Annotated in this window: 20 protein-coding genes and 1 riboswitch; of the genes, 13 read left to right on the top strand and 7 right to left on the bottom strand. The window is 35.2% G+C overall.

The window, feature by feature from the left end; all coding sequences use genetic code 11:
- The first annotated feature begins 162 nt into the window (after window positions 1–162).
- Both MKX82_RS27320 and MKX82_RS27315 read left to right on the top strand, forming a co-directional pair.
- Complete coding sequence (locus MKX82_RS27320; protein ID WP_341081540.1) at window positions 163–960, top strand: methyltransferase domain-containing protein; 798 nt, start codon at window positions 163–165, stop codon at window positions 958–960.
- A 510-nt stretch (window positions 961–1,470) separates the two neighbouring features.
- Window positions 1,471–2,910, top strand: coding sequence for a glycoside hydrolase family 5 protein (locus MKX82_RS27315; RefSeq protein WP_341081539.1), 1,440 nt, complete (start codon window positions 1,471–1,473; stop codon window positions 2,908–2,910).
- Between the two features lie 66 nt (window positions 2,911–2,976).
- On the opposite strand, the gene MKX82_RS27310 is transcribed toward MKX82_RS27315, so the two are convergent.
- The 6 genes from MKX82_RS27310 to MKX82_RS27285 all read right to left on the bottom strand — a co-directional run bounded on the left by MKX82_RS27310 (window position 2,977) and on the right by MKX82_RS27285 (window position 7,973).
- Window positions 2,977–4,167, bottom strand: a complete 1,191-nt coding sequence (locus tag MKX82_RS27310; RefSeq protein WP_341081537.1) for a chromate transporter — start codon at window positions 4,165–4,167, stop codon at window positions 2,977–2,979.
- A gap of 196 nt (window positions 4,168–4,363) precedes the next feature.
- Window positions 4,364–5,320, bottom strand: a complete 957-nt coding sequence (locus tag MKX82_RS27305) for a hypothetical protein (RefSeq protein ID WP_341081535.1) — start codon at window positions 5,318–5,320, stop codon at window positions 4,364–4,366.
- A gap of 26 nt (window positions 5,321–5,346) precedes the next feature.
- A riboswitch (cyclic di-GMP riboswitch) is annotated at window positions 5,347–5,433 on the bottom strand.
- A gap of 332 nt (window positions 5,434–5,765) precedes the next feature.
- Window positions 5,766–6,023 carry a hypothetical protein gene (locus MKX82_RS27300; protein ID WP_341081532.1) on the bottom strand — a complete coding sequence of 86 codons (258 nt, stop codon included), beginning with the start codon at window positions 6,021–6,023 and terminating at the stop codon, window positions 5,766–5,768.
- Between the two features lie 179 nt (window positions 6,024–6,202).
- Window positions 6,203–6,880 carry a VOC family protein gene (locus MKX82_RS27295; RefSeq protein WP_341081531.1) on the bottom strand — a complete coding sequence of 226 codons (678 nt, stop codon included), beginning with the start codon at window positions 6,878–6,880 and terminating at the stop codon, window positions 6,203–6,205.
- Window positions 6,881–7,176: 296 nt separating this feature from the next.
- Window positions 7,177–7,359: a DUF1272 domain-containing protein gene (locus tag MKX82_RS27290; protein ID WP_233314908.1), complete on the bottom strand. Its 183-nt coding sequence runs from the start codon at window positions 7,357–7,359 to the stop codon at window positions 7,177–7,179.
- 53 nt (window positions 7,360–7,412) lie between these two features.
- The gene (locus tag MKX82_RS27285) at window positions 7,413–7,973 is read right to left on the bottom strand and encodes a cysteine hydrolase family protein (RefSeq protein ID WP_251646701.1); all 561 of its coding nucleotides are present in this window, start codon (window positions 7,971–7,973) and stop codon (window positions 7,413–7,415) included.
- A 575-nt stretch (window positions 7,974–8,548) separates the two neighbouring features.
- On the opposite strand from MKX82_RS27285, the gene purB reads away from it, so the two are divergent.
- The 7 genes from purB (at window position 8,549) to MKX82_RS27250 (ending at window position 15,308) form a co-directional block, all read left to right on the top strand.
- Window positions 8,549–9,913 carry an adenylosuccinate lyase gene (purB, locus tag MKX82_RS27280; protein ID WP_233314910.1) on the top strand — a complete coding sequence of 455 codons (1,365 nt, stop codon included), beginning with the start codon at window positions 8,549–8,551 and terminating at the stop codon, window positions 9,911–9,913.
- A complete protein-coding gene (locus MKX82_RS27275) occupies window positions 9,906–10,418 on the top strand; it encodes a GNAT family N-acetyltransferase (protein WP_282581469.1) in 513 nt (170 codons plus the stop codon). Before purB ends, MKX82_RS27275 begins: the two co-directional genes overlap by 8 nt.
- 5 nt (window positions 10,419–10,423) lie before the next feature.
- Window positions 10,424–11,209 (top strand): transporter substrate-binding domain-containing protein, encoded by a 786-nt coding sequence (locus MKX82_RS27270; RefSeq protein ID WP_233315618.1) that lies wholly within the window; start codon window positions 10,424–10,426, stop codon window positions 11,207–11,209.
- A 14-nt stretch (window positions 11,210–11,223) separates the two neighbouring features.
- Window positions 11,224–11,901 carry an amino acid ABC transporter permease gene (locus MKX82_RS27265; RefSeq protein WP_341081525.1) on the top strand — a complete coding sequence of 226 codons (678 nt, stop codon included), beginning with the start codon at window positions 11,224–11,226 and terminating at the stop codon, window positions 11,899–11,901.
- 12 nt (window positions 11,902–11,913) lie between these two features.
- Window positions 11,914–12,654, top strand: a complete 741-nt coding sequence (locus MKX82_RS27260) for an amino acid ABC transporter ATP-binding protein (RefSeq protein WP_233314912.1) — start codon at window positions 11,914–11,916, stop codon at window positions 12,652–12,654.
- 11 nt (window positions 12,655–12,665) lie between these two features.
- Complete coding sequence (locus tag MKX82_RS27255; RefSeq protein WP_341081522.1) at window positions 12,666–13,799, top strand: amidohydrolase; 1,134 nt, start codon at window positions 12,666–12,668, stop codon at window positions 13,797–13,799.
- A gap of 180 nt (window positions 13,800–13,979) precedes the next feature.
- Window positions 13,980–15,308 carry an LLM class flavin-dependent oxidoreductase gene (locus tag MKX82_RS27250; RefSeq protein ID WP_341081520.1) on the top strand — a complete coding sequence of 443 codons (1,329 nt, stop codon included), beginning with the start codon at window positions 13,980–13,982 and terminating at the stop codon, window positions 15,306–15,308.
- Window positions 15,309–15,829: 521 nt separating this feature from the next.
- Here the strand turns inward: MKX82_RS27250 and MKX82_RS27245 are convergent.
- Window positions 15,830–18,484 (bottom strand): YhgE/Pip domain-containing protein, encoded by a 2,655-nt coding sequence (locus tag MKX82_RS27245; RefSeq protein WP_341081518.1) that lies wholly within the window; start codon window positions 18,482–18,484, stop codon window positions 15,830–15,832.
- Window positions 18,485–18,815: 331 nt separating this feature from the next.
- Between MKX82_RS27245 and MKX82_RS27240 the strand changes: the two genes are divergently transcribed.
- The 4 genes from MKX82_RS27240 to MKX82_RS27225 all read left to right on the top strand — a co-directional run bounded on the left by MKX82_RS27240 (window position 18,816) and on the right by MKX82_RS27225 (window position 21,742).
- Window positions 18,816–19,163 (top strand): hypothetical protein, encoded by a 348-nt coding sequence (locus MKX82_RS27240; RefSeq protein ID WP_341081515.1) that lies wholly within the window; start codon window positions 18,816–18,818, stop codon window positions 19,161–19,163.
- Between the two features lie 263 nt (window positions 19,164–19,426).
- Window positions 19,427–20,194, top strand: coding sequence for an SDR family NAD(P)-dependent oxidoreductase (locus MKX82_RS27235; protein WP_341081514.1), 768 nt, complete (start codon window positions 19,427–19,429; stop codon window positions 20,192–20,194).
- Window positions 20,195–20,266: 72 nt separating this feature from the next.
- Window positions 20,267–20,542, top strand: a complete 276-nt coding sequence (locus MKX82_RS27230; RefSeq protein ID WP_341081511.1) for an HNH endonuclease — start codon at window positions 20,267–20,269, stop codon at window positions 20,540–20,542.
- A gap of 216 nt (window positions 20,543–20,758) precedes the next feature.
- Complete coding sequence (locus MKX82_RS27225; protein WP_341081509.1) at window positions 20,759–21,742, top strand: NAD(P)-dependent alcohol dehydrogenase; 984 nt, start codon at window positions 20,759–20,761, stop codon at window positions 21,740–21,742.
- The last annotated feature ends 24 nt before the right edge of the window (window positions 21,743–21,766 follow it).

The following is a 21,766-nucleotide window of genomic DNA, read 5'->3' as shown; positions in this document are numbered from 1 at the left end:
CTTAAAAGAATAAGCTTAAATTTTTTGTGAAACCTCATCCATTCCATTCTGGAATTAAATTGGCACTTATAAATTATTAGAGTACTTAATAATAATTGATAAAATTAAAGCAGTGGAATTAACATTTAGTTGGTGGGAAGGGGAAGTTATATGGATACAAAGATGGCGCGAAATAGGGCTGTGTTATCAGGAAAGTTAACTAATGTTCTAGATTCTAGAACGTTAGCAAACTCTCACAAAAGGCTTAAGGAAGTACTGACTGAAGGTATGACAATTCTCGATGTGGGCTGTGGAACAGGATCAATAACATATGGAATTGCAGAAGAAGTGGGTCCTAATGGTCGCGTGGTAGGGATCGATAGCAATCCGAATCTAATAAAAAAAGCCCGTCAAGCTTATGGCGAAACACCAGGATTGTTCTTTGAAACAGGTGATATCTATAATCTCCCCTATGATCAAGAATTTGACATCGTTAATGCATCAAGGGTTTTAATTTGGTTATCGGAACCATTAAAAGCATTAAAAAAACTGACTTCTGCTACTAAAATAGGAGGTCGTCTAATCATTGTGGATTACAATCATGAGAAAATTAATTGGCAGCCACAGCCGCCCTCAAGTATGCTTACCTTCTACTCTGCCTATTTGAAATGGCGTTCGGAAGCAGGTATGGACAATTCGATTGCCGATAATCTCCCCAATATGTTTCAGAAAATAGGAATTGGAGAAATTACCATAACTCCCCAACACGAGCTAACAACGAAACCTCATCCTGAATTCCAAACTCGCATTGGAATTTGGGCAGATACTGCTTCAAGCAGAGGAATTCAAATGGTAAGAGACGGTTTCATAACGGAAAAAGATTACCTAAGGGCAGAAAATGAATATCGAGAATGGATGGTTAGGGATGCTGAATCATTAATGATGTATATGTTAGCTGTTGAAGGGAAGCGGCTTAAATAAATTAACCTCATTCTGAATCTTTAAAAGAACTGCATTTATTTGCAGTTCTTTTTATCAGGAAAATGGCAGCATTCTTGTAATATCGGATAAAAAAAGTAGAGTATTCCTTTAATGATGGGGAATGATTTTTTTATGAGATAAAATGACAGGCTGGTTTAAGTAAATTAATTAACAAAGTAAGTAATTTAGTTGATTAGCTGCATAGTAAGAAAAACACCAGTTATAAGATTCATATAATTTTTATATTACACAGATCTAAACGCCTAAATGGATAGCCTTCAGACTCTTTAGGTCTTATTATTCATTTGGGAAAAGTTGATGGAAATATATTGTTTAATTATGAATTAATGTTATTATTGCTTTATAATTACTTAATCGATAAATTAATAAATAGATTAAATTACTTTACTCTACTCTTATGCTTTTAACTCTTACTTTTTTATAGAAAGGAGGTATATGTAAAAAAAGAAAGAGTTAAAATAAAAATTTTAAAATATTGGGGGATTGGTTGTGAAAAAATTATCAAGTTTTATTCTAATTTTACTGTTAGTTACTTCTGCTTTGTTTATTACTGATTCAAAAGCAAGTGCTGCTTCGGGATTTTATGTAAGCGGTACCACTTTATATGATGCTACGGGTAAACCGTTTATTATGAGAGGTGTAAATCATGCTCATTCTTGGTTTAAAGAAGATTCAGCAGCTGCTATTCCAGCAATAGCAGCAACTGGAGCAAACACAGTAAGAATTGTTTTATCTGATGGTGGACAATACACCAAAGATGATATTAATACTGTTAAAAGCCTTTTGTCATTGGCAGAAAAAAATAAACTGATTGCAATTCTGGAAGTTCATGACGCAACAGGAAAAGACGATGTGGAATCTTTAAATCGTGCAGTCGATTATTGGATCAGCTTAAAAGACACATTGATAGGCAAAGAAGATAAAGTGATAATAAACATTGCGAATGAATGGTATGGTACTTGGGATGGTGCGGCATGGGCAGCTGGTTATAAACAAGCTATTCCAAAGTTACGGAATGCAGGCTTAAATCATACTCTAATAATTGATTCTGCTGGATGGGGACAATACCCAGCTTCCATTCATAATTATGGAAAAGAGGTATTTAATGCGGATCCATTGAAAAATACAATGTTCTCCATACATATGTATGAGTACGCTGGTGGGGATGCAGCAACTGTTAAGTCAAATATTGATGGTGTCTTAAACCAAGGATTAGCTTTAATAATAGGAGAGTTCGGACAAAAACATACAAATGGAGATGTAGATGAAGCAACCATCATGAGTTATTCACAGCAAAAAAATGTCGGTTGGCTTGCATGGTCTTGGAAAGGAAATAGCACAGATTGGAGCTATCTGGATTTAAGCAACGATTGGTCTGGTAACAGTTTAACTGATTGGGGTAATACGGTTGTTAATGGGGCAAATGGGTTAAAAGCCACTTCAAAACTAAGCGGAGTATTCGGTAGCTCAGCAGGAACAAATAATATATTGTATGATTTTGAAAGCGGTAATCAAAACTGGACTGGATCAAATATCGCGGGTGGACCTTGGCCTACAACAGAATGGGCAGCAGGAGGCAAACAGTCATTAAAAGCTGATGTCCAACTATCTTCAAATTCCATCCATTATTTATCCCTATCTCAAAGTTTGAACTTTAGTGGGAAATCTAAGTTGAAAGCTACTGTTAAACATGCAAACTGGGGAAATGTCGGCAATGGAATAAGTGCAAAACTATATGTTAAAACGGGTGGAGACTGGAAATGGTTTGATAGTGGAGCAACAAAAATATCTTCTGATACGTCTCTAACACTTGATTTAACTACTATCTCTAATATCAATGACATTAAAGAGGTGGGTGTTCAGTTTACAAGTTCAGCTAACAGTAGTGGTCAAACATCGCTTTATCTAGACAATGTAACAACTCAATAAATGTTAGAGCTAATCCTTACAACAGTGAAGGATTAGCTTTTTATAGCAGCACTTAGTGAGCAATAGTTATAAAATAAGAGAGCCGCCGATTGCCCCAGTAATAACTATTACCCATGGAGGAACTTTCCAATATACTAGCAGACTAAACAATATTGCTGCCAAAGCAAAATCACGGGGAGAAAGTATGGAGCTAGTCCATATTGGATCATAAAAGGCTGCAATTAAAATCCCCACAACTGCGGCATTTATACCCATTAGGGCGCCGTTTATTTTTGGATTACGCCGTAATAAATCCCAAAATGGTAAGAACCCCACTATGAGCAAGAAACCCGGCAGGAAAATTGCAAATGTAGCGAATAAACCACCTTGCCATCCATATATAACAGTCCCGAGATATGCAGCAAAAGTAAATAATGGACCAGGAACAGCTTGGGCAGCACCATATCCTGCTGAAAATTCACCTTTATTTAACCAACCAGCAGGAATAAGTTCATTTTGAAGTAATGGCAAAACAACATGTCCACCACCAAAGACTAATGATCCTGAACGGTAAAAACTATCAAATATGGCTATCCAATTCGATGAGGTTATTTCTCTTAACAAAGGTAAAAGAAACAGTAAACTAAAAAAAACAATCAAACAACAAATAGAGAGCCATTTAGAAATGGGAAACTGTAGTTTTGTTTTATAGTCGTTATCTGGTTGGCTTCTATATAAAAGAAAGCCGATAATCGCTGATAGGAGTATAACGCCTATTTGAGTAAATACAGATTGCCAGATTAGAGTTCCAACTAATGAAAGTAAAGCAATTGTTTTTCTCTTTAAATCTGGGGTTAAACTTTTTGCCATTCCTAATATAGCTTGAGCAACAACTGCGACTGCGACAATTTTTAGACCATGTATCCAGTCAGCTTCACCCACAAACCTTCCTCGGAGAAGTAAAGCAAAAATTATTAATGCTAAAACAGAGGGAAGTGTAAAACCAATAAACGAAACAATACCTCCAAGAATGCCTCCCCGTAAAACACCAATGCCAATTCCAACTTGACTGCTAGCTGGTCCGGGTAAGAACTGACATAAAGCTACTAAGTCAGCATAACTTTTTTCATCCATCCATTTTCTTTTACGGATATATTCATTATGAAAGTAGCCAAGGTGAGCAATAGGTCCCCCAAAAGAAGTAAATCCAAGTTTACTAGAAACCAATAGGATTTCTAAAAGAGATTTAAATCCCTTATAATGTTTGCTATTCTTCATTTGCTCTCTCTTTTCAATCTGAATTTATAAGCAAAAGTGTAACAGTTTAGGAATTTTATACAATAGTATACAGAGTAAATTAACAATATCTTAACTTTTGAATTTAATTTATCAGCCTTAGACTAGTATTACAGGATACTCACTTGCTATAAATAAAAAGGCATATACTGGATATCAGCATATGCCTTTTTTATTATTAATCTAAATCCTCTGTCTCATCGATTAAGCTGTCTGTAGAAGCATCACCGCTAGTGTCAACCGCTGCATATTCTTGCTCTACCTTCAGCTCTTGTCCGTTTGCAAATTCTGCTTTAATACTGATTTTAATAAAGGATTGTAATCCTGTTATTTCTTTAATTTTATTAATAAGTTCTTCATCAGTTGCAGTATGTGTCAAACCAGTCGTAAATTGTGAGAAGAAAGTATTTGCATTTGGAATGCCGATATTATCCTTTACCATTAACTTAGATTTTTTGCCAAGCTTGAATTGAATTTTAAACTCTTTGTCGTTTTCATTCAATAACACAACTTTTAGCTCGTCCAATTCATAACTGTTGCGTATACCATCTTTATCTAAGTCTTCATCAGCATCTTTGATTCCGTCATTGTCACTGTCTTTATCTTTAGGATTATATCCAAGGTCAAATTCAATGCTATTAGTTAATTTATCCTTATCTGTATCTTCATTTCCGTCATTAAGTCCATCTTTGTCTGTATCTACTAATGTTAAGCTAGTACCCACGTAGATTTCCTCTTTGTTTGTGAGATTGTCACCATCTTCATCTTCTTGTGAATCAATGATTCCATCATTATCTGTATCTGCTTTTAACGGATTGAGCTTCCATTTAACTTCTAGACCGTTTATAAGTCCATCTTTATCCTTATCTTCGTTGCTGTCAGAAATCTTATCCCCATCAGTATCCTTTTTAATTGGATTTGAGTTAAGCTGGTATTCGAGCACGTTAGATAATCCATCTTTATCAGGATCTTTTTTAGCTGCTGCTTTTCCATTCCCAAGCTTGTATTTCTTTTGCCAGTCATCTGCTATCCCGTTTTTATCTTTATCGACAAATGTACTTTTCTTTGCCTCAGTTTGTAACCCTTGAGAAAAAATCAAGGACGTTGCCAAAACACCAATTGCTAACTTTTTCATTTCTCATTCACTCCTTATTTATTGTGAACGGCAGCTGGCTGACATAGCTTGGCATCACCTTAGTCCCTATAGCTTTGCGCCCCTAATTTTCATTAGGTTTGCCCCGTTTAATGTGAGTATACAAAGGGTGTCGAATTTTGTCATTATTTATTTTTCCGAAATATATTACCTTGTTAAAGGAGCTGTTTTTTGGTTTTTGTTAGTACAAATTTTTATATAGGAATCGGTTCCTATATGATTAGTGTAAGTACATTTTCTTAAATTAAAAGAGGGTGGCTATTAACTGCTATCCTTAAATCGCTGTTCCAAAAATCCTTTGAGAATAAAAAAAATGGCTAAGGCATGATGAAAGAATTGGATAATAGAAACGCACGTCAAGAAGATATATTTAAGCAGAAAAAACAATCAGGCTGTTTGCGCTGATTGTTTCCAATTTATTTGTGCATTATTTATCTATCCTTAATTTGGTTACTACTTTATTATTGATATGATTATTTTCGACTTTTTCTTTTACCCATAAACAAACATCAAATTTTTTATCTTCTACAAATTCATCCTTTAACTGCTTCATACTAGAAATATCACCATTAAATACTGTACTATCATCGATTAAAACCTCAAACGATTCATAGGAAGCTTCAGGATTAACATCTTCTTCTCCTACAATGATACTTTGATCACCTACTGCATTGAATGCAGCCAATTAAAAACAATACGATAGTAGCTGCAATAAAAAGAGGTGGTTTTTTCATTCTGTCCCTCCCGTATTATTAACAATTTAATCTCTAATATTTATGGGGGTTTTTAGCTAACTCAAGTTAGATTTAGAAGACCATTTTGATGCAACAAACTACTTCCTTAATATCGTATTAAAATGAAGCGTTATTCTTTTATTAGAAATTCATTCTTTGTATTAACTATTAATATTTTATTATTATCTAATACTATTTCCAGTGGGAAAATAGCCGAATATTTTTCTGAAAAAAGCCATTTTCTATCTGGTTGAGCTAATATAACAAATATCCCTTTATGTTTTTTCCCCATAAAGTTTAAATATTTATCACTAATTGAATTATTATCTCGTTCAAAAATCCCGTTATTAATCATTTCTTGGCCAGTTTGCATTACATCTTCAACGACAAGACCAATTTCAGAAATATTAAGGATACTTTCTGAAGTAAATGGAAGGTTACTATTGGAGTTTATCCCATATCTTGCAATAAATTCAACTATATTACCAGAAGGATCATAGAAATAAAATGCATGGGCAGATAGATGAGAGAAATCAACTTCATCTTCTCCATTTTCAGTTAATAAATTTAATCTCTCCTTAGTCCATTGTTTCTCTTCGCTAAATTTATTAGCGGGAATATTAAATGCAAAATGATAAAATGGGTTATTCGAAGCACTCTGATTAGTAAACGTTAATTTGCTTGAGCCTACCATTATTTGAAAATTATTGTCATCCTCATCAACTAAAGTAAAACCGAGCGTTTTAGTATAGAACATCTTTGTTTCTACTAAATTATTTGAGTGTAAAGTTAATGATTTGATTTCCATTGTTTTTTCCTTTCTCTAATTATTTAAAATAAAGATACCACATGCTGGAATAATTTAGAATTTTAAGAACTTGAAAGTTTTAGTTATTGAAAAGGAGGATAGAAATGAACTTAATCAAGCGAGGGTAATCTAAAAAGGTGTAGCCGTGTATGTTATTAGTGCACATGATTCAAAGAGGGGAGAGTAGTACAATGTATCAAAAGCTAGAAAGGCTCCCATACACACGACTAATAAAAAATAAGAATCAGTTTATGTAAATAAGCAGAGAAAAATCTCTGCTTATCCAGGAAAGATGATTATCTATTTAATTGTTTTCTAGGTCTTCTAACTAGTTCTCCGCCACAGTTTGGGCAAATTTGTTTCATATTTTCTGTACAAGGTTCGCAAAATGTACATTCGTGAACACAAATATAAGCAATTGAGCTTTCCGCTAATAAAGAAGTACAGCGTTCACATTCTTTTCTCATTTCCAAAGCCATTATTATATTCCTCGCTTTTCAATAAACATGCTTCTGCACTTAAACTCGTTTTACTATTCTCTGTAAGAATCATGTGATGGTGTATACAAGTCTTCCACTGAATTCCTGACAATTGAAAAGTGATCAACATTGTAATGGCCATGAAGAGTATCATTATGGTGATTTATAATTTGTTCTGCACGTAAAAAATCATTGTCTGTTGTTGAATGGGCGTCGCCTACTAATGTAACGTCAAAGCCATTGACAGTGGCTGTTCTAACGGCTGTATCTATGCAATGCTGTGTTTTACAACCAGCAATAACGATATGTTTTATGTTTTGTGATTTCAGATGCTTCAAAAGATTTGTCCCATGAAAGGGATTCGTTGCAGTCTTATCAAAGAAGATTGGATCAGAAGGCACATTAATTTCATTGTGAACTTGAAATCCGCTCCCTACACCTCCTGCAACTTCTGAATCTCTTACAAATAATACGGAGACATTTGCTTCTGCCGCCTTTTTGATTAATAAATTTATATTTTTAATCAGTTGTTCTTTATTAAAAACTACTCCTTCTTCTTGATTGCCATCAATTATTTCTTGCTGGGCATCGATGATTAGCAATGTTTGGTTCAAATTATTTTCCCCTTTCAGAATTTGGGAAAACGCTAAGTAGTTAGATTACTTAATCGTAATCCCTCGATAGATTTTTACGTAAATATTTTTTTTATTAGTCATAATACCTACCTCCTACATTTTTTTATCAAAAGTATCTGAATTATCAGATGTTTAAATTGTAACATAATTATTTTCATGATAGGCTAAGTTGTAGAAGATAAATAATGAATTTTTCCTTTTATAATAGAAGCTTGGAAAAATATAAAAAGATTTTAATAGATGATTTGATAAAGCAAGATATTATAACCTATAGAATTAACTAATAGGCAACTATGCTTGGGTTGGTAACGGCTTTAGCAACTTGCTTGTTTTAGGTTATAAACTAACAGATTGGCAGTTTCTAGTAGTTAATTAGAAATTGTTTCCATTTTAAATCGTTTCCAATTTATATGTACATTTTCAATTTTAAATAAATTGTTGCAAGTTAAAAACACTATGTTATAATTCACACTATAAACATAGGAATTATATATTTTATGAGTTAAAGGACTAACTAGTATATTCTGGATTTCAACATGGGAGTGTTAACAAAAATGGGTTCACATGTTTTAGACTTAAAAATGTTGCAAAATAACTTTAGTACAGAGGAAATGCGTGCTGTATGGAATGATGAAAATAGATTACAGAAAATTCTTGATGTTGAAGCTGGATTAGCGTTGGCGGAAAGTGAACTAGGAGTTATTCCCGAAAAAGCGGGAAGTGTGATAAAAGATGCTGCAAAAATAGAAAACTTCGAAATTGACAAAATAGCAGCAGAGGCTGCGAAGCTAAAACATTCATTAATGGCAACTGTTAATCACTTGCAATCACTTTCTGGTGAGTATGGTGAATTTGTTCATTATGGAGTAACTACTCAGGATGTAACGGACACAGGTATGATTCTTCAGTTGAAAGAAGCAAATCACATACTTAAACGAGATATTAAGAAAGTAGCGGAGCTTTTAATTGGATTAGCTTCTACCTATAAAGATACGCCAATGCCTGGAAGAACACACGGAATGCAAGGATTACCAACAACGTTCGGCTTTAAGATGGCAGTAGTATTAAGTGAGTTTGAACGTCATTTAGAAAGATTACAGGCTGTTGAAACGAGAGTCTTTACTGGTGTGCTAGCAGGAGGGGTCGGAACCTACGCAGCATTAGGCAGTATTGGTCCTAAAGTAGAAGCAAGAGCATTAGAAATTCTAGAATTGGATACCCCAGATATTTGTTGGCATTCCTCTCGTGATAGAGTTTCTGAATATGGTTCTGTACTTGGTTTGATAAGTGGATCTCTAGGGAAGTTAGGGAATGAATTTTATAATTTAATGCGTACAGAAATTGATGAGGTAGAGGAGCCATTTAAAACAGGAAATGTTGGCTCAACTACAATGCCTCATAAACGCAACCCGGCTATTTTTGAAGGTATCGCAAGCTTAACGAAACCTATTTTGCATAGTGTTGCATTGCTCCATGAATCATTAGTGATGGAGCATGAGCGAGATGCAATGAGCTGGAGAAGTGAATGGATTGCTTTACCTGAAATTTGCTTATATCTTTCTTCTCAGTTGAAAAGCACAATCACTGTTCTTGAAGGATTAGTAGTAAAACCTGAAAATATGATGAGAAACTTGGAAATGCAAGGTGGTCTTGTCCTGTCAGAACGTGTCATGTTTGCATTATCTGAAAAGGTTGGGAAGCAAACTGCTCATCACCTTGTGTATCAAATCTCTATGGAGTCAGTCGAACAAAAAGTCCCATTTAAAGAACTTCTGTCAGCAAATGAGAAAGTAGGCTCGGTGCTGTCGAAAGAACAGATTAATCAGCTGCTAGATCCAAGTCAGTATACTGGTCTTGCAAGCCAAAAGGTAGATGAGGTTATTCAATCTATTAAGAATGGAGGGTTATTAGTTGAGTAATTTGACCTTTCATCAAGCTACTAATAAGGATATCAAAGCATTACTAGATTTATCACTACGCGGTTATGCTTCCATCCGTGAGCTTGGCATTAATTTTGCAGCAGCCACTGCTGATGAGCAGCTAGTAGAAAAAAATGTCAATGAAAATATATGTTTTTATATGAAGGATGGCGACGAGATGGTAGCGACTGCTTCTATCCGTATGCCATGGAGCAGCCATCATGGGCCATATGAAATACCGCATATTTGGTGGGTTGCTGTTGCTCCTGAGTTTAAACGCAAGGGTTATGCATCAAAACTCTTAGATTTCATTGAAAATGATTACTTGCGAGACACGCTTCATTGTCCTTCTGTTTCATTAGGCACAGCAAAGGAGCATCCTTGGCTTGCAGACATGTATCTAAAGCGTGGCTATGAAAAGGTTGGAGAGTCCGATTTAGGTAAAGGACATGTAACAATCTATTTAGAAAAACTATTATTAGCAAAAACATATAAGAAAAGGTAGGAGACATCATGAAAAAGAAATTACTTGTAGTTATTACTATGGCAGTTATGTTGTTATTAGCAGCTTGCGGAAGTGGAAATGAAGAATCAGGGGATAGCAAAAAGAAAGTTCTTCGTGCAGGATCAACGGCACAAAGTTATCCGAACGGCTATGAAGAAGATGGTAAATTAATTGGATTTGACGTAGAAGTATTTGAAAAGATTGCTGCAAACTTAGGCTATGATGTGGAGTGGGTTAAAACGGACTTCGCAGGTTTAATGGGACAATTAGAAACAGGGAAAATTGATACTGTTGCAAACTTCGTTGCTGTAACGGAAGAAAGAAAAGCAAAATATAATTTCTCTGAGCCATATGCTTATGCTGGGGCTACAATTGTTACAAACAAGGACAATGATTTTGATAGTTTAGATGATTTAAAAGGGAAAACAGTTTCTGGCGTTTTAGGCTCTAATAATGTTGTAAATCTAGAAAATTTTGATCCTGAAATTATCGCAAAAACTTATGAAACACGCGATGGCGCAATGAATGACGCAATCAACAATCGTGTCGATGGCTATGTTAACTCAAAATCATCTTTAATTGCTGAGATTGATAAAGGCGATCTACCATTGAAGTTTGTTGGTGACCCATTTGTGTACGAAGATGTTTCTTTCCCATTCGCAAAAACAGAAGATGGTGAGAAATTAGCAGAAGCATTTAATGCAGAAATTAAGAAATTACGTGAGGATGGAACATTAGCAGAACTATCTAAAAAATACTTTGCCGGTGAAGACATCACAGTTAAGGAATAATTTGGAGGAACAAAATGAATCTTGAACTCGATTTTGGTTACTTTATAGAAATTTTTCCGGCGCTATTGAAATTAATACCATTTACCTTATTTCTTGCTGTCATATCCATGTTCTTTTCTGTTATTGGCGGCTTAATACTTGCTTTGATTACTAGGTCGAATATACCTGTTTTAAAGCAGCTTGCAACCATTTATATTTCATTTTTCCGTGCAATTCCAACATTAGTACAGCTGTTTTTAATCTATTACGGATTGCCGCAAATCTTCCCAGTTCTAACTGGAATGACCGCAGTTACAGCAGCTATTTTGGGACTCAGCTTAAAGCAATCGGCGTTTTTAGCGGAAATTTTCCGAGCAGCATTAAACTCTGTCGATAAAGGGCAAGTAGAGGCTTGTTTATCTGTTGGAATGACGAGGGCACAAGCTTTGCGCAGGGTCGTATTACCACAAGCAACTCGTAATGCGATTCCAGCGAGCAGCAACGTTTTTATTGGTCTAATTAAAGAGACTTCCCTAGCTTTTACATTAGGTATCGTTGAATTATTTGCACAAGGAAAGATATTAGCAGCAAGCTCCTTGAAATTCTTTGAAACATACTTAGCATTGGCATTGCTTTATTGGATTCTAATTATAATAGTTACTTTAATCCAACAAGTAATCGAAAAGCGAATGGAAAAACCGTATATCAGTTAAAGGAGTCTTACCATGATATCTGTAAAAAACTTGAAAAAGAGTTTCGGTAAAAATACCGTTTTAAATGGTGTTGATTTACACGTCGATCGTGGCGATGTATTGGCCATTATTGGACCGTCTGGATCAGGGAAATCAACATTACTACGCTGCTTAAATTTATTAGAAGTACCAGATGAAGGGACTATCCATATTGGAGAAACAAATGTAGATGTAGCTAAAATGGGACGAAAAGACGTCCATAATTTGCGACAGGAAACAGCGATGGTTTTCCAAAACTATAATTTGTTTAAAAATAAAACAGCTTTGCAAAATGTAACGGAAGCACTAATTGTTGCCAAGAAAATGGATAAGCAAGAGGCAGAGAAAATTGGTAAAGAGCTATTAATAAAGGTAGGGCTTGAGGATAAATTCCATCAATATCCGTCTACATTATCTGGCGGTCAGCAGCAGCGTGTCGGGATTGCCCGTGCGCTTGCTGTAAACCCGAATGCCATTCTGTTTGATGAACCAACATCTGCCCTTGACCCTGAATGGGTTTCTGAAGTACTTCAAGTTATTAAAAATATTGCTAAGCAAAACACGACAATGATTATCGTTACACATGAAATGAAATTTGCTGAAGAAGTAGCAAACCGTGTCATCTTCATGGCAGACGGAAATATTGTCGAGGAAAATGATCCAAAGGAATTATTCCATAATCCAAAAAATCCACGAACGAAACAATTTTTAAAAACACTGGAAAGAGATGAATAATAATCATGAAAATGTCTCATGAACTATTAGAAGACTTAATTGGAAAAAGAAGATATTTACATGAAAATCCAGAGCTTGCTTTTGAAGAATTTAATACAACTGCTCATATTAAAAAGTGGTTACAAGAACACAATATATCCATTCTACCTCTTGATTTAGAAACAGGTGTTGTGGCGGAAGTTAAGGGTGCGTTTGCTGGACCGACTATTGCAATCCGCTCAGACATTGATGCCTTGCCAATTAAAGAAGAAACAAAGGTACCGTTTAAATCGAAAACAGACGGAAAAATGCATGCATGTGGTCATGATTTCCATACTGTTTCCATATTAGGAGCGGCGATTCTTTTGAATGAGCAGAAGGATAACCTGCACGGAACAGTGAGATTTATTTTCCAAGCAGCAGAGGAAGTTGCCCAAGGCGCGAAGCTTGCTGTCGAAAAAGGAGCATTAGAAGGAGTTGCTTCTATTTTCGGAATGCATAATAAACCGGATTTGCCAGTAGGTACTATTGGTGTAAAATCAGGGGGATTAATGGCAAGTGTCGATAAATTTAAGATTAATTTCCATGGTGTAGGCGGGCATGCGGGTATTCCTCATAACGCGATTGATCCTATTGTTATTGCTAGTCAATATGTAACCTCTGTCCAAACTATTATTGCTAGAAGACTGAATTTGTTTGATAATGCGGTCATTAGTATTACAAGTATCCATGGAGGAAACACATGGAATGTCATTCCTGACGTTGTAATGCTTGAAGGGACAGTTCGGACATTCCAGCCTGAAGCACGAGCAGCGATTCCTGGTCTAATGAAAAACTTAGCAGAATCGATTGCTCAAGGAAATGGCGGTTCTGTTGAGTTTATTTGGGATGATTATTTACCAGTAGTTAATAATGATGCCAACTTGGAGGAAGTTGTTCGCGCTACTGCTGTCGAAGCTGGCTATAATGTTGTCGATGCTGTGCCTAGTGCCGGTGGAGAGGACTTTGCGTTTTATCAAACATACATTCCAGGCTTTTTTGTTTGGATGGGTGTAGATGGACCGCAGGAATGGCATCATCCACAATTTGATTTAAAGGAAGACGCGATTAAAGTTGCGTCTGAGTATTTTGCTAATCTAGCAGTAAATGTATTGAATAAGAAATAATGATGTCGGCTAACTGTTTTGAACAGGACGGTTTTTGAATAAAAGTAAATGCTTCGCAAGCGTAAACGACGAATTTATGTTTGCGAAGTACTGTTCTTCTAGTTATGATCTTTCTTCTGCAGATAGAAGAAGGATTTTATTTTTGTCAAAAGGGTTAAAAAGCAAAGGAGGAAAATCAACATGAACGAACAACCAAAAAAGGTGAAATTAGGTTTGTTTCTAGCTGGAACAGGTCACCATGTTGCTTCATGGAGACATCCACATGCTGTACCGAATGCATCTATGAATCTAACATATTTTAAAGATATCGCACAGACTGCAGAAAAAGGGTTATTTGACCTATTATTTTTAGCAGATAGCTTGTCTGTTGATGAAAATTCACATCCAAACATTCTAACTAGATTTGAGCCAATGACGTTGTTAGCCTATTTAGCGTCCGTAACTAGCCGTATAGGCTTAGTTGCAACAGCATCCACTACATATGAAGAACCTTTTCATGTTGCTCGAAAGTTTGCATCATTGGATCATATAAGCGCAGGACGTGCAGGTTGGAATGTTGTTACGACATCACTAGCTTCCACTGCAGAAAACTTCAATAAGACAGAGCATTTAGAACACAGTGCCCGCTATAGAAGAGCAACAGAGTTTATGGAAGTATCCAAGAAGCTATGGGATTCGTGGGAAGAAGACACATTAGTGATTGATAAAGAGTCAGGACAGTTTATTGATACAAGCAAGTTTCATCAAATCAACCATCAAGGTGAATTCTTCTCTGTTAGAGGGCCGCTAAATGTATCAAGATCGCTTCAAGGTCATCCAGTCATTGTACAAGCAGGGTCATCAGGTGATGGTCAGCGATTCGCAGCTAAATATGCGGAGATTGTCTTTACTGCTCAAGCAAATAAAGAGGATGCAATTACCTTTTACAATGACCTAAAAGGTCAAATGGAGATTTTCAACCGAAAGAAAAGTGATGTTAGTATTATGCCAGGATTAATGCCTATAGTAGGAGCGACGGAAGCAGAAGCCCAAGAAAAATATGAAGCATTGCAAGAGTTGATCATACCTAAAGCTGGACTTGCTATTTTAGGCAGATACTTCGGTGACATAGACTTTGCAGGCATTCCGCTCGATACAGAATTTACAGATATCAAACTTCCAGAGACTGTTAATGCTATCCAAAGCAAGCATGAAATGATTCTAAAGAAAGCAAAAGAAGAAAACTGGACATTACGACAGACTTATCAGTGGGTAGCAGGTTCGCGGGGACATCATATAGCCATTGGAACCCCAACTCAAATTGCTGATAAGATGGAGGAATGGGTTAGAGACGGTGCTGCTGATGGATTCAATATCATGCCTGCGCTTTTGCCAGATTCACTAACAGACTTTGTTACCTATGTCATTCCTGAACTGCAAGCTAGAGGAATCTATCGAACGGCGTATGAAAGTAATACATTACGAGGGAATTTAGGATTAGGGCGGCCGGTAAATTCATACTCAGAATAAGTTATTATCGAATACTTCAAGTAATTATTGAGATAAGGATAAAGAGGATTCTAGGGTGACTGTTAAGAAATTGAATATATATGATAGTAGTTTATTGAAACTCATGCCAGGTTACTTGGTGTGGGTTTAATTTTTATTGAAAGAGGGATTAGTCTGTTTTTATAATATTTAAATTCATTCTAAGAGTGATTAACGCTTGTTCTTAAGTGTAAGCTCATTTATTTATTTGCGTGTAACTGTGTATTTAAGGAATTAGTGTATATAGAAACTAAAAAGAGTGAAATTATTTAATCATAATACTTAAAAAAGAGAGCTATACTTTTGGTTATTTCCCACACTTGTAATTTGCAGGAAAGTCAAAGATGGTAGATATCCCGAACCAACTATACCATAAGGGGGCGCAAAACTGCGTATATTATCCTATATAAGCTGAAAAAACCTGCAGATGAAACACAAATTTAAAGTGTTTCGACTACAGGTTTAAAATACAGCCTTCATTCTTTTTCTACATCACTTTTCCATTAGTGAATAATTTCGCTTGATCTAGCTTTTTCTGCCGTTTTTTTCGTAGCATTAGCAAGTGGTTTTTTCAGGAAAACGGCAATTATTATTGCAACCACACCAAACAGGAGCAACATGCTTACAGTATGAAAAACTGTTTCATTTACCATTCCACCAACTGTTTCACGTAATAAGTTAATTGCATACGTAAATGGTAAGAAAGGATTTATGGCTTGGAAGAATGGTGGAGCAACTTGAATCGGGAATGTTCCACCTGCACCTGATAGTTGTAATACAAGGAAGATGATGGCGATTCCTTTTCCGATATTACCGAAAACCGAAACTAATGTATACACAATAGTCATGAAAACCATGCTGATAAGAATACTGGACAATACAAAAGCGGTTGGATTGGCTACATAGGCTTTTAAGATGAATATATCTCCTAATGTAACAATCAGACTTTGGAATAATCCAATCGTTAGAAAAGTTAAACCTCTACCAAAATAGATTTGATTAGAAGTATAAATTCCTTCTGGATCTCTGACATCCACACGCAGCAAGGAAATCAGTAATAATCCTCCAACCCATAAACTTAGTGTTGTGTAGAATGGTGAATTGGCAGACCCGTAGTTAGGTATTGGAAATAGAGAATGTTCATCTAAAACAACTGGGTTTGCCATAAAATCACTTTCTTCATTAATATCATTTTTTAACAGAGAGATAATTTCACCAAGATCATAATTATCTTCAAAATCCCGAATAGAATCTGCTGTATTAGTAAGAGTGTCCTTTAGGCCTGGTAATTCATCTCGAACTAGATTTGCAACCTTATGAACAGAATCTTCCAATCCCGGCAAATCATTTCTAATGATGGACGCAACCTTAGAAAGTTGTTTTTCTGCTTCAGGAAGGTCATTACGCACAAAGTCCGCTGCTACATGCACTTTCTCTTCTAAGGATGGAAATGTGTCTGTATAGAAGTCTGCCGCTTTATCTATTCCTTCTAAAACATCATCAATATTATCTTGAATGATGCTAGAAACTTCTTTAACCTCTTTTTCAATTGCAGGTAGATTGTTTTGAAGTTTTGATAAATTTTCCTGTGCAAGAGTGAGTGAATCCTTTGTAGTAACTAAAATTTCTTTAAGTTTCGGTAAGTTCTCTTGAGCACTTTTTAAATCTTCCCCAGCATTTTGTGTCGCTTCTTTCAGTGCATCTAGGGCATTATTAATGCTAGGTGCTGTTTGCGTATCATAACGATTAAGCATTGTAGTGCTCAGATTAATAGCTTCTTGAGATAATGTTAACAACTCTGTTGCTTCTTTATTTTCTTGGATAGTACCAAGTAATTCTTTTTCTTTATTAAAATTTGTTTGCAAAGATTGCAAGTCCGTTATTTCTTGTTGTAGTGTTGACTGCCCATTTGTAGTAGCAGTGTTTAATGTCGTAAATAAAACAATGGAACGATTTAGGCTGTCTATACTTGTTTGTACTTGTGCCTTTAATAGGGACGCTTTTTCTGTTATTTCTTGATCAGATAGTGAACCACTTTTAACTAAAGATGCATACTGATGTACAGCATCCGCTGTTTTTTGATATAAGAGCAGGTTTTGTTTATACACAGGTCCTATTGTATTAAAAGCTTCCTGATTTTCTTCCATAAAATCAGGAAGAACTTCCGCTATTTGTTGCCCATTAGTAATGCCTTGTTCTATTTCTTCTAAAGAGCCACTTGCAGTTGTAATAAATTCTTGCATCTTTTCGACATTAGTGACAGCTTTTGAAACAGTATCACTAATTTCGGAAAAATGAGTTTCTAATTCAGTTACTTTTCCTGCAACTTTTTTGATTTCAGGAGCTTTTTCCTGAAGCAGAAGAATACCTTCGCCTACTTTTTCAAGTTCTGGTAGTTTTTCTTCTAATAACAAAATATTTTCAGATGCTTCATTTAATTGTGGAATAGCTGATTCTAACGCTAAAAGTTTTTGCGCTTGTTCATCTATTTCAGGAATTTTTTCCTCTAGATTTAAAATCTTCTCAGATAAAGCATCCATTTGAGGAATATCACCCTCTAGTGTGAAGATTTTACTTTCGATATTACGAATAGTAGGTAGTTCTTCTTCTAATTTAATTCCCGCATCATTAAAGATAGTCAGAACAGATTCGCTGACTGTTTCCACGAAGCTTTCCTTTACAGACTGTACAATAGTGGAAGCACCGCTGGAAGTCATTTTTGGAGCAATGGCATTCAATTTTTCGTTGACCGTATATTCAATTTCAGGTTTTATTTGTTTATCCTCTAACACCGTACCTATTTTCTCAGAAAAGTCTTCCGGTATATAGAGACTTGCGTAATAAGTACCTTTTTTGACCCCTTCATCAGCTTCTTTTTTGCTGACAAATGTCCAGCCAAGCTTATCATTCGCTTTTAAGGTTGCAACAATCTCATCCCCAATATGAACTTCCTTATCACGAATAACAGCCCCTTCATCCTCATTGGTTATAGCAATCTTAATTCCGCTTGTGTTGGAATATGGATCCCAAGAAGCCTTCAAGTTAAACCAAGCATAGAGGGAAGGCAATATCATTAATGCAATGATTAAAAATAAAGCAACAGGAGCTTGGAAAATTCGTATCCAATCATTTTTGTAAATAGTAAATATGTTTCTCAATGACTTAATCACCCTTTGTTCATTATGCATGAATATTTATTATATGGATTACTCTACCATTTCATTCTTTGTTAAATTCTATATGCTGTCAATCAATTTTTTGAAATAATAATAAAATAGGACCAGTACATATGTATTAGAAACCATATAATAAGACTGCATTTAGTGGTTTAATTCAAGAAAATTTATCTGGAATAAGAGGGGGGAAGACTTGTATAAAATAGAAAATGGTAGGAATATAGTTTAATATAAGATTATGTTAATAATGGGTATTTTTGCTATAATAATTTAGAAAGTATAAATTGGTGGCAAAAAACGAGGAGATTTTAGCGTGATTGATTTGATTATTGGATTGTTAATAAACGGTTTAGCAATAGTAGCATTTTTAATTTTAAATAAATTTAATGCTAAAAAAGTAAAATTATCAATAGTAAGTTTTATATCAACTATAATTTTTGCTGTAGTTCCTAGTGTAGGTCATCGATTTGAAAAGAGCTTTGGAGATTATTATTTTGGTTTTCCTGCAGATATTCTAGTTTATCATGGTGGAATGCTGTTTTCAGTTATCTCGTTTGGGCTTTTATTTAACTTTTTTTTCTTTTATTGGATGTTTAAACTTATAGTCAAATTAGGAGTTTTTATAAGACCTGTGAAAAAAGGAAATATTGGTGATATTTAAAAGGAGCTGCTGCGGCAGCTCCTTTTCTTATGTAACAATCCTAGTTTTTTATTTCTTGGATCTTTTAATATTCAAAGGTAATAAAAATCTTTATGTAGATTCAACACATTAACTCGAAAAAGAAAACACAAACATCAATAATTAACATTATGAATTTTGATAATGATAAATATCTGAGTTGAATTATTGGTTATTTAAAATAACCTATGTTATTATTAATTTGAGATATCGCAATTCAAAATATATAAAAAGGGGATTTAAACATGAATTTTAAAGACAAAGTTATTATTGTAACAGGAGCAGCAGGCGGTATAGGGAAAGAAGTAGTGAAAAAAGTAGCGAATGGTGGGGCAAAGGTAGTACTAGTGGATTTAAACAAAGAAGCAATTGAATCGGTACAAGCAGAGCTTCAATTAACGGAAAATAATAGTTTAGTTGTACAAACTGACGTATCGAATGAAGAGAATGTTAAAAATTATGTAGACCAAACAATTGCTAAATTTGGTCGAATTGATGGTTTTGTTAATAATGCAGGAGTTGAAGGACCAGCTAAACTAATTGAAGAAATAACAGAAAAAGATTTTGATTTTGTCTATGGTATTAATGTTAAAGGTGTGTTATTTGGTCTTAAACATGTTTTGCCTGTGATGAAACAACAGAATGCTGGTTCTATTGTTAATACATCATCTGTAGCTGGGTTTACTGGAGCACCAAGTATGGTATTATATAATTCATCCAAACATGCTGTAGTGGGTATTAATAAAGTAGCAGCTCTAGAAGCAGCAACCTATAATGTCCGTGTGAATACTGTTAACCCAGGTGTCATTAATACTCAAATGATGCGTAATATTGAATCCAATGTTTCAGAAGATGCTGAAGCTGCAAAACATGCATATAATGATGCTGTTCCGATGAAACGATATGGTGAACCTGAAGAAGTGGCAAATGTAATTGCATTTTTACTATCAGATGAATCTTCTTACGTTACTTCATCTTCCTATACTATTGATGGTGGTTTATATAACGTTTAATAATAATGAATGTCGAATAATCAAGCTAAAGGAGTAGGTGTATTTCTACTCCTTATTTTGTATTACTTTCTTATGTCACAAATATGGCAGCATTCCTGTAATATATGCAAGACCATTTCTTATGGAACAGTCGGACTGGATAGTGACAGAATGTTAGTTAGAAAACTACGTAACAGGCACTGTTATATAAAGGATTGGCAAGTACATCACAATTTACCTTTAGATGATGGAGGAACAAATGATTTTGCTAACTTAGTACTGATAAATAATGATACTTTTCATAAATCGGTTACTAATGAACAAAACTCTTTGAATAAAGGCTTATCACCAAAACAAAGTATCGTTTAATAAACAATTAACTGAAACAGCGCCATTTTATTAAGGTACTATAGTGGTAGCATTCGGGTATTAAATCAAGAAAATTTTTTCTTGTGTTAATGCAATAGATGTTGAAATCCCTTTTATTATACCAAGACATATATTTTATACTTCATGTTCATAAACTCTCTAATGGCATATAAAGAATTGTTTTGTACGAATAAATTCTTAAAAGGAGATTTCTTCATGAAGGCGATAATATATGAAAAATATGGAACGACAGATGAGCTTGAACTCAATGAAATAGACATTCCGTATCCTCAGAATAATGAAGTACTGGTTAAAGTTCATGCTGTATCCGTAAATTCGTGGGACTGGGATCTATTAAGAGGTAAACCGTTTTTAACCCGTTTGGGGGGAATGATAAAACCGAAACACAGGATACTGGGAGCAGACATATCTGGCAGGGTCGAAGCGGTTGGCAGTCATGTAAAGCACCTTGTAGCAGGAGATGAAGTATTTGGGGACATATCTTGGTGTGGCTGGGGCGGTTTCGCAGAGTATGTGTGTGTACATGAAGATGCAATGTCCATAAAACCAGCTAGTATGACATTTGATCAAGCGGCCGCCATTCCGCAAGCAGCTGTGCTCGCCTTGCAAGGATTACGTATTGGCCGCCAGAATACAAAAAGGCAAACTGTTTTAATTAATGGTGCCGGTGGGGGAGTGGGCACGTTCGCCTTGCAGCTGGCAAAATTACATGGTGCTGAGGTAACCTGTGTGGATAGCACCCAAAAGCTTAATATGCTAAAGTCATTAGGGGCAAATTATGTCATTGATTATAAGAAAGAAGACTTTACCCAATTGGATAAGTCGTATGATTTAATTCTCGATGTTGTTGGTACGCGGTACATATTTAATTGCAAGCGAGTATTAAATCCTAATGGTACATATGTTATGGTTGGAGGGTCGTTATCACTAATCATCCAATTATTATGTCTAGGGCCTTTGTTTGCAAAAACAGAAAATAAGACGCTGAAAGTTCTTGTACATAAACCAAATAAGAAGGATCAAGATGCTTTAACAAAACTTTATATGGAAGGTAATTTACTACCTGTAATTGATAGACGGTATAATCTAAATCAAGTGAAAGAAGCTATACGCTACCTTGGTGAAGGACATGCAAAGGGAAAGATAATTGTTAGTGTGGTAGATAATTTTCAAACCTGAAAACGTTCATCCTATCAGATGAAC

This window comes from Niallia sp. FSL R7-0271, from assembly GCF_038005785.1.
Taxonomy (GTDB): Bacteria; Bacillota; Bacilli; order Bacillales; family Cytobacillaceae; genus Niallia.
Note: the sequence above shows the minus strand (reverse complement) of the source record. Positions and strands in the feature narration are given on the sequence as shown.